Source organism: Bartonella sp. AC62GZZY (assembly GCF_042196525.1).
Classification (GTDB): Bacteria; Pseudomonadota; Alphaproteobacteria; order Rhizobiales; family Rhizobiaceae; genus Bartonella.
In genome coordinates, this window is sequence record NZ_JBHIQN010000009.1 from 48,211 (window position 1) to 61,471 (window position 13,261).

The 13,261-nt window shown below is 35.0% G+C and carries 9 protein-coding genes; 8 read left to right on the plus strand and 1 reads right to left on the minus strand.

Annotated elements, in window-relative coordinates:
* Positions 1-734: 734 nt before the first annotated feature.
* Positions 735-1,580 carry a TIGR01459 family HAD-type hydrolase gene (locus tag ACFIML_RS06585; protein ID WP_375607263.1) on the plus strand — a complete coding sequence of 282 codons (846 nt, stop codon included), beginning with the start codon at positions 735-737 and terminating at the stop codon, positions 1,578-1,580.
* Positions 1,580-2,581, plus strand: a complete 1,002-nt coding sequence (locus ACFIML_RS06590) for a bifunctional riboflavin kinase/FAD synthetase (protein ID WP_375609227.1) — start codon at positions 1,580-1,582, stop codon at positions 2,579-2,581. Before ACFIML_RS06585 ends, ACFIML_RS06590 begins: the two co-directional genes overlap by 1 nt.
* A gap of 2,111 nt (positions 2,582-4,692) precedes the next feature.
* Here ACFIML_RS06590 and ACFIML_RS06595 read toward each other — a convergent pair.
* Positions 4,693-5,022, minus strand: a complete 330-nt coding sequence (locus tag ACFIML_RS06595) for a TIGR01244 family sulfur transferase (protein WP_375687703.1) — start codon at positions 5,020-5,022, stop codon at positions 4,693-4,695.
* 1,003 nt (positions 5,023-6,025) lie between these two features.
* On the opposite strand from ACFIML_RS06595, the gene parA reads away from it, so the two are divergent.
* The 6 genes from parA (at position 6,026) to ACFIML_RS06625 (ending at position 13,004) form a co-directional block, all read left to right on the plus strand.
* Positions 6,026-6,655, plus strand: coding sequence for a ParA family partition ATPase (gene parA / locus ACFIML_RS06600; RefSeq protein ID WP_375687705.1), 630 nt, complete (start codon positions 6,026-6,028; stop codon positions 6,653-6,655).
* Positions 6,652-6,882: a hypothetical protein gene (locus ACFIML_RS06605; protein ID WP_375615248.1), complete on the plus strand. Its 231-nt coding sequence runs from the start codon at positions 6,652-6,654 to the stop codon at positions 6,880-6,882. Before parA ends, ACFIML_RS06605 begins: the two co-directional genes overlap by 4 nt.
* A gap of 1,097 nt (positions 6,883-7,979) precedes the next feature.
* Positions 7,980-8,246, plus strand: a complete 267-nt coding sequence (locus ACFIML_RS06610; protein WP_375607268.1) for an EexN family lipoprotein — start codon at positions 7,980-7,982, stop codon at positions 8,244-8,246.
* 3 nt (positions 8,247-8,249) lie between these two features.
* Positions 8,250-8,462 (plus strand): EexN family lipoprotein, encoded by a 213-nt coding sequence (locus ACFIML_RS06615; RefSeq protein ID WP_375614688.1) that lies wholly within the window; start codon positions 8,250-8,252, stop codon positions 8,460-8,462.
* A 45-nt stretch (positions 8,463-8,507) separates the two neighbouring features.
* Entirely contained in the window at positions 8,508-8,726 is a 219-nt protein-coding gene (locus ACFIML_RS06620) for an EexN family lipoprotein (protein ID WP_375614687.1), read from the plus strand.
* Positions 8,727-12,599: 3,873 nt separating this feature from the next.
* Entirely contained in the window at positions 12,600-13,004 is a 405-nt protein-coding gene (locus ACFIML_RS06625) for a flagellar protein FlgN (protein WP_375607272.1), read from the plus strand.
* Positions 13,005-13,261 lie beyond the last annotated feature (257 nt).

The following is a 13,261-nucleotide window of genomic DNA, read 5'->3' on the forward strand; positions in this document are numbered from 1 at the left end:
TGATAGGGGAAAGCTTTTATGAGTAAAGAGCCCTCATGCAAAATAAACTCAAAACATTATAGATCTGATTGTTGTATATTCACATGTTTGTTTTAGAAGATATTTCTCAATGTTAGCGCCTATTTTACAATGGTGCTTCGTAAAATATATAGTGTAAAAGCTTCTATGAATGGGATAAAAGCTATATTCCTATCTTTACTGAAAAAAAGATGCTCGGACGGCACATACTCTCTGCCAGTTCAAAATATTACGACAGTTTTTGCCTTTGAAAGGGAGCATAAGAGTTTTTCTCTCTTCACATGTTTTTATCTGTACGCTCTCTGCTTATAATGTGTAAGCGAATAGGTTTTGATTGATTCAATATAAACAAATTTGAAATGAGAAAATATATTGGGCTTTCTCATGATGCATGTTTTTAAGAGGGGGATACGTTTATTTTCTCAGTGAAGAATTTGAGTATTTTAGATAAAAAACTCTATCAACGTCGTTGTTGTTAGAATTAAAATTTTTATGAGAAAAATGAGCATTGGGGAATGATAAGCTTTTGCTATCAAGCATTTTAGAATTTTGCACAACTTAATGATAACTTAGTTATTTTATCATTTCTTATGATCTCTATAGACGATAAAAAGTTGGGATATGGTTTGAGAAAGCAGATGACACAAGTATTATCTTTCGGTAAGTAGTTTTGAAGTAAAAGACAGCTTTAAATGACAAATAGAGATAGGTGCACCATGAATGAACTTACCCATATTGAGACTATTATAGCGCATTATGATGCTGTTTTTTGTGATGTGTGGGGTGTTGTGCATAATGGTGTACATGCATTTGAACCAGCGTTGAAGGCGTTGTATAAAATCCGACAAATGGGAAAAACTGTCATTTTATTAACCAACTCCCCTCGGCTACGGGAAGATGTTGCTGCTCAATTACAAAGTATGAATGTTCATAGCGACTATTATGATGCCATTATCACCTCAGGGGATGTAACGCGCGATCTCATTCAGAATGCTCCACGTAAAGTTTTTTTCATTGGTTCACAACGTGATTTGGTGCTGTTTGAAGGGTTAGAGTGTGAATTTGTTGAAGAATGGGAGGCTTCTGTTGTCGTCTGTAGCGGTTTTCTTGAAGATTTTGACGAAGAACCCTCTGCTTATGAGGAGATGTTTCTTCGTATGCGGGCGCGGAATTTACCTTTTATTTGTGCGAACCCAGATGTGATTGTCCATTATGGAAATAAAGAATTTTGGTGCGCTGGTGCATTGGCTCGTCTTTACCAACAATTAGGAGGGGAAGTGCGCATTGCTGGAAAACCTCACGAGCCTATTTATGAATGTGCCTTTGAAAAACTTCAAAAAATACGGGGAACAGTAGAAAAAAGTCAAGTTTTAGCTATTGGTGATGGTCTTTTAACGGATATTAAGGGAGCGGCTCACTTTGGTCTTGATGCCCTTTATATTATGGGGGGGATTCATCATTATGATTATACGCAAAATGGTGTGGTTGATAAGCAAGCTTTGCATTCTTTTCTTGAACATCATGGTTATAAACCACAAGCAATCATGTGGGCACTTCAGTAATGACTAATTTTTTGCGTCTTCAGGGAATTCATATGTTTCCCTCGGCTTGGCGGGGAGCAGTGTTGGCACTTGGAAATTTTGATGGTGTTCATTGTGGGCATCAGGTGGTGTTGCAAAAAGCACTTGACTTTGCGCGGATAAAAAAGAAACCAGCCGTTGTTTTAACCTTTGAACCACATCCAAGAAGTTTTTTTCAACATTCAACTCCTGTCTATCGTTTGACAGAGGCAGCTGAAAAAGCTGAAATTTTTAAAACCCTTGGCTTTAATGGTGTGATTGAACAGCCCTTTGATGCACAGTTTGCCGCTCTTTCAGCGGACGAATTTATTAAGTCTTTTTTAAAGGAAGTTTTTGATGTTTCAGTTGTGGTGACAGGCGAAAATTTTCAATTTGGTCATCAGAAAAGTGGAAATGTACATCTTCTTTGCAAAAGGGGAGAGAAATATGGATTTGAGGTTGTGCAAGTTCCTTGCGTTGCTCGTCCTCAAGAATCACAATCTTTGATTATTTCCTCGAGTTTTATTCGGCAACTTCTCTCACAAGGGGAAGTGGACAAAGCAGCCCATTTGTTAGGGTATCACTATCGGATACGCTCCAATATTATTCAAGGTGAAAAACTTGGACGTCTTTTGGGATTTCCTACCGCTAATCAAATGTTGCCTCCCCAAGTTCGTTTGGCACATGGTGTTTATGCGGTACGTTTGCGTCGTGCGAACGGTGTTTTGTATGATGGTGTTGCAAGCTTTGGTTGTCGTCCAACGGTTGTTAAGGATGGGGCGCCCCTTTTGGAAACCTATTTGTTTGACTTTAACGACGACCTTTATGGGGAAAACTGTACCGTTTCTTTTTTCCAGTTTTTGCGAGGACAAGAAAAGTTTGATGGACTTGAACCTTTGATTGCCCAAATGCATCGTGATGAAAAGAAAGCAAAAGAAATTTTAAAAACAGTACAACCATTATCAAAGTTGGACAGACTGCTTACTTTTAAAAATATGTTCTAAATTTATCTGAAAAAGAGAGAAGAGCTGTAAAAATAGCACTTAAAGTGATTATAATCACAAAGATATATTCCAAAACGTCGTGGAATATATGTTTTTTCCGTTGTTGAGAGGGAGAATCGAATATCTGAAGATCTGATTTTGGCATCATTTTTTTCAAAGTTAACTTTATGGTTTTTGTTGTCATTCAAAATTTTACTACTTGTTTCTTTCTGATCCGTTAAAACTGCATCATAAAAGATGCAGTAAATAATAAGCATTCAGCCTATTTAGCAATAATAGACGAGAAAAGGGAGAAAGGCTGTTTTTAAAATTTCTTGCTATTTTAAGCTTATAGTTTGATAAAATTTAATTGATGACTTTTTTATTTTAAAAGTTTATTGTTTCTTTTTTCTAATTTGTTTTATTATGTCATTTATGTCTTATCATCGTTTATGATGAGAGTTGGTTCGTGTGACCTTACACGTGTGATATTTTGTATTATGTGATGAATATTTTTAAAAAAGGTTTGTTTGTCGAGTCTCGTAAAGTAGATCAGTGGTGAGCAGCGGCTTTCGTGTTAACCAATCGCGTCAATGAGAATGAAGCCGATGAGAAAGGCTTTAAGTCTCGTTTCTCTCATATGTTGTGATGGGGAATACATATTAAGGAGACTGCGATTGATTGCAGATAAAAAGAAATCATTGCGAGAAAGCAGGTATATTTGTTTCAAAATTTCTAATGCTTTTGATGGATAAAGGTACAATTTTGTTGTCGTAATATGTCAATCTTTTAGATTCTCAAGCTAAGAACTATCCATATATTTCCTTTGTCCTTCACAAAGGTAAGGCCTATAATGCAAAGGAAAGACAGTCTTGTAAGGATATGAAAACACAAAGCCAATAATGTTTTGTTGTTTTTTGGTAGAAGTATTGGATAAAAGTTAGAACATCTTTCCAGTCTATGTTCGGTCTATTCATGACTTTATCGTATTATTTTTCTCATAAAACTTTTTCTTTAGCGATCCCCAATGCAGCAATATGTTTGAGATAAAAATTAAGGCGCTTTAATGCTCTTTCTACTGTTACAGCTTTTGTATGCTAGATGAGGAGAGCCCTATTGCATTATCCATTTGCGTAATCTCTGAAATCGGTTTACAGCCTTATTGGAAAAAAATATGAAGTTATCAAGGGAAAATCAGTCCAGATGACTGTCTTTTTTAAATTTGGCTTTGCTACTTTCAAAAGTGTCCAGAGCAATATCTCTTAAATCATGAAAATAACAGCTTCAGGCTTTTGTTGTTCTTTGAATAGGATATCAGATCCCACAGGTAAAATAAAATGCTGGAATGTCCTTGTTTTACTAATTTATGCGCTTCTTTTAAAGAAATATCTCTCAACGCTTCTCATATTCATTTTCATGATGGCTCTCATGAATGGTATCATGCAAGTTTCGTTGAGCGCTATCATTCTTTATGCCTAATAAAAGAGAATCCGACACCATCAGTTATATTGACAAGCTTTCAGTTTTGTACAGCCTTGGCTATTTGAGAGCGTTTATGAGAGTTTGTTCTTAACTCGTTTTATTTCACATGAACACTTCCTGCTTGTGACATGTAAGAAACACGCTTTTGATTGATTCACTATAAATAGACTTGAGAGAATCTTACGGTATTAGGATTTTTTACTCAATGTGCAAAATAATTAATTGTTATAAATCAATATGTTGTAGTTAATCATAGATTATGGCTTACGGTTTTTTTATAAAATACTCTGCATGCCTTTTATTCGGAATATGGGGTTTTCTTAGTGGTTTTACTGTCGTTTTAGGTGTCTGTGGCGTACGAATGAGCTCGTATTGGTAAAGGAAGAGAAAAAGAAGGTGGAGCAGTGATAAAAAGTGAGGTGAAAATAATTTTCTTTGATCATCATATGCATTTTCATGCATTTTTATGGCTTCGGGTGTGCATGCTTGTTGTATATTAAGGAGCAAAGCTTGCTTGTAGAGTTTTATGAAGAGGCAAGCCAAGGGAAAGGCGCAAGACAAAGATTATTGACAGATTGTTTGTTAAAAATCGATGTGTATTTAAGAATTTTTGTCTTTTAAGGCGAGGAGGAAGTGTGCATACCCTCTGTTTAAAGATGCGCTAAACGATAAAGATGCAGCGAGCGTGATCCGTGATGACAATAGGCAAGAAGAGGCAGAGAGGCTGTTTTTAAAATTGTTTGCATGGCTTCAACAGCTGATTTTTCTATAGTTGGAGGAGAAATGGGAATGTGATAGGCTTTTATGCCATATTCATTTGCGACCGTTTTAATGCTAGAAAAGTCAGGTTGATGGAGCTCTTCGTGATCGGGGCGGTTACAGATAATTGTTTTAAAACCAGCTTGTGCCAATGTTTTGATATTTTCTATGCTAATTTGTGCACTGATAAAAATATCAGGTTCAATTTGTTGTAAATTCATTTTTGTTTATTCCCAATTGCACGATCTTCACGATACCCTCTGGTCTGTTATATAGAAAGAAGATAATGAAGGTAAGTTTTTCAGTGGCATCTTAACAAAAATATTCTTTTTGTCGAGAAGATCTATTTGGGAAAAACGAGCTTTAAGATGCAAAATATCTCATTCCGCAACATGTTCGTTATGCGATCTTATAAAAGACGGATGTTTGGTCTTTATGGATAATCTATAGTGTTTACTCAGCATAGACATTTCATTGTGTTGTTTGTTTACACGCTTGCTAGAGGTATCCTTATTTCTCTTAAGCCCATTTTACTCTGTCGAGCGTCAAAGAGTATAAAATTCACGGATCACCACTCTCTTTACGTTTATGAAGAAGGAAGTCGGTACCATTGTTATATTTGCCAACCCCCAATATTGTAATAGTTCTTGGTACTTGAGATTCTGCATAAGAAGCATTTTAAATCCTTTCTTGTACAGTTTTACTCACACGCCAGCCCTGCTTGTACGTACAAGAGATATGATTTTGATTAATTTAATATAAGAGGTATGAAATGAGAGAATCTTCCTGATTTCGGCTCTCTCATTCAACGTGCGAAACAATGAATTCTCCTTATAGTTTGTTGTATATTCAGAGTGGAGCTTGTTTGTAGAGTTGCATTAAGTGGATTGCATGAAAGGAGAAGCCCAAAAGGCCGGCGCAAAATAAGAAGCTGGATCATTTACAGAGCATTGTTTACAGATCGACATGGATTTAAAAATCTTTGTTTTAGGGTGGGGAAGAAGAGCGTGTTTCGTGTTTAAATTTTTCTTATCCTCAAGAATATTATTTTTATAATATTTCGCTCAATGCTAAAAGTTAAAAGAATATTATAAAGATAAAATTGGGTGGTGTCGTTTTTATCCTAAAAATGGGAGAAGTAGTTGTTTTTCATGTGTTGAATGCTTGCTTCTTTTGTTATTTTCAGTATTATCGTAAAAACGATAATACTGAAAGGCGTAATGGATGATCATTGGACTTTTGAATCAAAAGGGAGGTGTCGGAAAAACGACGTTGAGTGTTAATCTTGCCGCCAGTTTTGCACGTACTGGTGCACGTGTATTGCTTATTGATGTTGATCCACAGGGAAGTGCATTGGATTGGGCTGCTGCACGTGAAGATGCACCTTTGTTTTCGGTTATTGGTTTACCGCGTGCAACGGTTCACAAAGAGATTACACAGATTGGGCATGGTTATGATCATATTATTATCGATGGCCCTCCGCGTGTAACTGATCTTGCTCGTAGTGCTCTTATGGCTTCGGATTTGGTGCTTATCCCTGTTTTGCCTAGTCCCTATGATATTTGGGCAGCGGATGGAATTGTAAAGCTGATTGATGAAGCACGTGTTTATAAAGAAAATCTTAAATCTGCTTTTGTCATTAATCGTAAAATCGTCAATACAGCGATAGGGCGTGATGTGAACGAAGCTCTTGGCATATACCACGTGCATGTTCTTTCTTCTAGCGTTGCGCAGCGCGTGATTTTTGCAGAAGCAGCAGCACAGGGGAAGGCGGTTTATGAAGTTGATGAGCAAGGACCAGCAACAGCAGAGATTGAAGCGGTTGCAGCGGAAATCAAGGAGTTAGCGCGATGAATAAAAAAATTAAAATCGGCACAAAACCAACGAATAAATCAATTCCTTTAACAGCGGATGCATGGGTAGGACGCCACAAAGGGAGCATGAATGGAGGGATGAAGCGCCTTACGATTGATATACCAGAAAGTTTGCATCGGTTGATTAAGGTCAGTTGTGCAAGTCGTGGAACTAAAATAGCTGATGAGGTCCGCGAATTGCTTTCACAAAAATACGGAAAAGTGTAAAAAATGATACGATAATTTCGTTGGTTTGAGTGCTTTTTCTAGAGATGATATCGATTGTTTTTATACGAAGTTAATAATAAAAGCGCTCTTCCTTTTTCACGATGGTTGCTTCATTTAAGTTGTTTTTCATAAGGTTCTGTATCATCTTATGAAAGAGCTATGTGTTTGCGAAAAATTCTCCATTTCAAACTTTTCCCTATAAATGTGATAATCATCATACTACTTGTTATCTTATATCTCTAGATGAATAGATAAGTTTATTCTTCCATAAAAATTATCTTGATAATGATTTTAAACATCAGGTTATTTTTGTTTATTTTACTTAATACATGGGTAAATAATGTAATAATGTAATTAAGAGTAGCGTTGATTATTTTTTTCTGTTATGTAGCAATCCATTTTATTAAATTATATTCATGTTTATAAAGGCGGGGAATAAAAATAAGTAAAATTTACTGATATTGACGCGCTATAAGTTTTCCTAATAAACAAAAGAAGTCATTGAGTATACTATAGACAATATTTCTTACATTTATATGATTTTATAGTCTTAAATAGTTAATGCCATTCGTAATGATATACAAGGCAATAGGCTTTTTTCTTCAATTGGAAATGTATAAGATTGCTTTTTTAGCATTTCTATTGGCTTTTAAAAAGTGCAAGGGGGGACTTAAAGCTTTCTTTTCCGGTGGTTTAGAAATGATAAGAGCGCAATTAGTTGATTAAAAGGTGTATTCTTTCGTTTGCAGGGAATTTGCAATGGGTATAGGCATAACGAATTTTGGGTAAGATATTCGTACTGTTTCTCGTTACCAAGAGGTTCTTGAAGGAAAAGAAATGATTAAAAAGCTTTTTGAGAATGTCAAGATATCAGAATTTTTGCTGAAGTTTTAACACTTCAAATACAAAGAGCAGCCGTGCAGATAATGTTACAAATGCAAGTTTGATAAATGAAAGCAGTTTTCATGATTTAATATGTTTGCGTTGGAAGTGTACGTATTTGCAAAGGAAAGTTAGACGCAAGGTCACAATATAGGAGGGGATGTGAACCCAAAGATATTGTTAATAAAATATAAAACAAAGAGAGGGGGTAAATCATGAACAAGATCATTATAACAGCGCTACTGCTTTGCGTGGGATTTGTCGTTGCTGGTTGTGAAAAAACTTATAGCGTAGCAGAGTTTAAGAAAGATCCCAAATTACTCAATCAGTGGTTAGAGAAATGTTTTATTGCAGGAAGTTTTGATTCAAAAAATTGTAAAAACGCAGAACAAGCTGAATTAGAAACTCGTAAAAAATGGGGAATTTTCGGCTCTGGAAAGGACGACCAAGAAAAAACTGAAGATAAAAAAGAAGGGAATTAAATCATGAATAAAGTCATTATTACAGCATTGCTCCTTTGTACTGGACTTGCTGTTACTGGTTGTGAAAAAACTTATAGTGTAAAAGAATTTAAAACAAATGAAAAATTATACGAGGAATGGGCAAAGAAATGTGAGAAGGATGATTCACCGCTCAAATCCTCTCAAAATTGTAAAAACCTTCGACAAGCATATATAGAACTTTTTTTAAGGCCCTAAATTGTGTCCTAAATTTTGTAAATTTGAAAAAAGGGGAATTTATTTATGAATAAAGTTATTATTACAGCATTGCTGGTTTGTACTGGACTTGTCGTTGCTGGTTGTGAAAAAAACTACAGCGTAGCGGAATTTAAGAAAGATAAAACATTACTCGAAGAGTGGGCAAAAAAATGTGAAAAGCTGGATCAATCTTCTATGGAGAAATCTAAAAATTGCCAACATGCCAGACAAGCATATATGGAACTTATGTTTGGCATTAATTAAAAACATACAGTTCAATAAATAAAGAATTGTTTAGTTATTGATTCTATTGCGTTTTCAGGCTATCTCTAACTTTTAGAGAGTCTTTTTATGGCTTCAAGAATTAGTCTTTTACGCTTAGTACTCTTTGTATAAACGGATGCTATACTGTCATTGTTAAGCCCAAAAGTGCTTTCAATTGTAGATAGTATTGCCTCCCAATGAGTTGTTACGTGTTACTGCTAATTTTTTAATGTTTTGGTTACATGTATTTAAAATATGAGATTAAATTTATCTTTGGGGTGTTTTTTTGCGTTTATCACAAATAAATGTTTCATAACACTAAGATCGTCTTTAAGCGTTGCGGCTAATTTCGGAAAAATTCGGAGGAAACATTTGTTTGGAAATTACTTTTCTCTGTTTTAATAAAGAGAAAAACATTCTGAATGGAATTATTATCGTTTCATACTCAAATGTTTTTCTCAAACTATTTTAAAAAAATTGCTTTTGATTTGAGAATATTATAACATTAGTTAAGTTGTGAGGCTGTTTTGCTAGGACGGTTTTGCCGGATGTGTGAGGAATTGAGCGCTCTCCACATCTTTTCATTTTTCTCCTCTCTTTTCTGAGTTTGCAAGGTCTTTCCTTATTATTTTTTTATCTTAATTGTGTCGTTATATTATCATGTTGAGCAGTGGAGCTCATATAAAACTTTACGTATGAGGTGTTTTTTGTTCTTGAGTGTGTGATAAATGTTTTTATAAATAACACTTTGATTTATAAAAATAACTTAATTATTATTATGTTAAATAAGGATCTCGAATAACGTAAGCTTCTCTTATTCCAAATCTGTTCTCGGTTGAATTAATTAAAACCATCTTCTTGCATGGTACAAGCATGGAGAGCCGTGTAGATAAAAACTGTTGGAGAAAGAAGTAAAAATGCCTCTTATAAACGATCTCAAGTGCTAAAGGTTGTTGCAACATTTGGGGCTGGAAAAGTGTTTGATGCTGCTGGTTTATTTTCTCATAAGGGTAAAGATGGTGTTCAATGGATTTATCATAAGCTTCATGAAATATTATCCTTTAGGATTGTGATATGCCCTGAAGGGGGAAGAAAAAGGAACTTACTCAATAAGGAGACAAATTATTTACAGATCGGATCTGGTAGAAAATTTCGTTTTTTTAAGCTGGGAATGAAGTTGAGATTCAAGATAGCGTGAAAAGACGGACAATGATGGTTAAAAATGCATACAAAAAGCAGAGTTTACCCTCAAATAGTTGCAAGCGATGTTTGAAGTTGGGTGTGTGGTTTATCTGTAGAATTAAAATTTTGCTTTGCTCTTATGTGAAATTAAGATGCTTATTTGCACAGATTATAAAAAGCCAAGAGAGTATTAGTATATTTCTATTACGAGAATTAAAATAACAACAAAAGCATTGATGGTGATAATCAAGGTTGAATAAAGCATAGCGGCTTTTACGAGATCAGCCATAAAAACCTCTTTCTGTTCTTTTTGAGGTGATTTTATGAATAACAATATGTTACAATCTGTAATATATTCTGATACAACATATTCGGCAAGCTTAAAATCGTTCCTTTTTTTATAAAAGCTTAAGGAGTTGGAGTATTGTGAATACTAAAAAAGAAAGTTTTAAAAGGACTATTGATTGATTTTGTAAGTTTTGTGTTTCTGGAAACTTTTTTATCCTGTTATGCTATAAAGCACTGTCATTTATAACGGTAATATAAGACATATAAGTTTTCTTGGAACGTTTAAGTATTTTTTAGTGTACGATGAATATTCGTAGGTTTATTTGTTGAGCCTTTCGTTTAAGTGAATCAGATGAGGGGAAAGTCAAGAGAAGAGCGTTTGACAAAAATTCGGACTGCGTACAGAGCCGATTGAGTTAAGATCTTGGTTCTTTAAGGTGAGCGGCGGAAGACAAAAATGTTTTCTGATCGTTTATCTCATAGCAAGATTGGTTAATGCTGCTCTAATGGGGCATATTTTGCGCAAAAGTAAAGAACGCTCCAAACGAAATATACTTATGTTGTATATTCGTATATTTGTATTGCATATTTATGTACTTGTTTTAAAGAAACATCTCTCAACGCACACGACAGACATTTTACGATGACACTCGTAAATGGTATAACGGTAAATGTGAATAGTATAACAGTAAAGCTCTCGTGAAATAATATAAAATTTGAATAATATAAAAATTTATAGAATGCTATCATCTTTATACTTATAAAAGAGCAAGTCGCAATTATCGTATGCTTGCTTCCAATGTTTATTATAGTTCTGGGCATTTGCTAAGGTTCATAAGAGGCATTTTTCTTTCAGCGTATTTTATCAACACATCAAGGCGTTGTTTGTGATGTGCAAGCAAGTGATTTTAATTTATTCAACATGGAATAGATTTGAAATGTGATGATTATGAAAAAGAAGAGCCGCATTTAAAAGGTTAAACGAGAGAAAGATCGTAACAAAAATTGTACCTTGATTATAAAATGATTGTTTCTCTGTTTTTATACCAGTAGCGCATGTAAAGTCGCGATATTAAGAGAAAAATGTGTTATGGAATGAAATAATCTATAGGAAGATGCTGTGAAAATTCTGAAAATATCAATGGGGGGAGCGTTAAGCATTATGCATTGGATAATATTTTGATTTATAATGATAATCCATCGTTATTCAACTTGAATTAGATCCCTGAATACTGGAATTTTTTTCATTCCAAATCTGTTTCGTGGTGAATTAACCAAAACCATGTCTTTTGCAGTTACAAGCAGGGAGCGCCCATGCGCAGAGAAATTATACAAGAAAGGCCACGCTTTATGAACCGTCTTAAATGCCAAGGGTATCAGAACATAAGGGGTTAGAAAAATATGTGATGGTGCTGGCTTGCTTCTTTTATTAAGCGTAAAGATGGAAAGTGCTCAATGGATTTTATACATGTCATGGAAGATTTATCATTGTACCATTCATGCATTCATGGGCCGCGGTGCTAAATAGGCTTGGGTGCACTTAAGAGATATTTCTTTAAAACAAGCGCGTGAATATGCGATTGAAGACGTATCGAACTGATTGGCTAAGAAACTCTTGAAAAGGTTCAAAAAATCTTATATAGTCGTTTATTGCAAAGAAAAGCGAATGATAATTTAAAAAAGGAAGATTGATGGCTGTTTAGCTATTTTAAGGTGTCTTTTTTTATATTGCTGTATGGCTGATCTGTTCAAAAGAGCATTCTTTTTGTGTTTTATGCAAAATACTGCATGTGTGCAGAAAGAGTATGGGAGAGGGGGGTGTCCTTTTGAATGGGTGTAAACTGATCTTGTCGGGCGCCATCTTATGGGGTGCCAGAAGGTGTACAAGTTTAAGTGCAGAGAGAGCCATGAGGTTATGGAGGGTAAAGTGCTTCTATCAGTAAAATGCTGAAATTTTTGATGGGCTTAAGTCTTTATATGCTGCAAGATAGACTGCGGTTTTTTGTCGGCAGATATTTTTGTGGCTGAAGTTCTCGTGAAAGCATTGTTATTTTCTAGCATTGTTATTTTCTATTGAAGATGAGCTCGTGATAAAATCGGCAAAGATAAAATCGGCAAGGCGAAATAGACAGAGCAAATATGGAAGTTTCGATATTGCTGTAAGGTTTGAGTTTATAGCGTTTTGATGGATTAGTATAGCCACAATGATGGTTTTGGAGCAAAGAAAAAATATTTGAGAGAACGCGTTAAAAGTTGAAGTGGTATACACTTTGAAGGATTGTCGTGCTGTTGTAGCAATGTTCGATTACGAGCTTGGTTGAGTGTATCAGCATTGAAGAGAACCTGTTTAATCTCCCTCATTTGAAAGTAAGATTGAACAATAGTGTTGAAGGGGAAGTAAAAATGTCTGTAGTGCAATATGGTGATGATAGTTTTGCGGCAAAAGCAAAAGTTCTTGATAACAACCTTATTGATCGTGATTGGGCGATGACAAAATTTGTTGCTGCTGTTAAAGGATTAGCTCAAGTTGTTGATTATGAAAGCAATATGCTAGAGAGCAGTGGTGTTCCAGATTACGAAGAAATAAATTTGCGTAAAATACGTGGTTTGCGTGATCTTAATAAATCCATGAGTGATGTGAAGCGCTACATGAATCAAGATATTGAGCATGAGGTTGAAAGTTTGTTGTCTGATTTACAAGAAAAATTACAGCGTAATAGTGAATTACTTCAAACACATTTAAATGCCGTTAATGATCTTTCTAAAGCTATACAACTATCTGGACGTGCAAAAGAAATAGAGGAATAAATTCAAATCTGATTAATACGGGCTGTTCTAACTAATGACAATGATTAGGTGGGGCAGTTGATTTGGATAAATAGTGCGTTTAGTGAGTAGACTTGTTTTAAGCGCATTTTGGTATTTAAATTATTATCCTGATGTACTGTAAAACGCTGTTCTTAAAACAGTATTTTTAAAGGTATCGTGATGTGAACCGCATGCGGTGAGAAGCTGGCCGGAAGAGAACTCAGAGAAGGCGGATTATTTACAGAGCATTGTTTGCA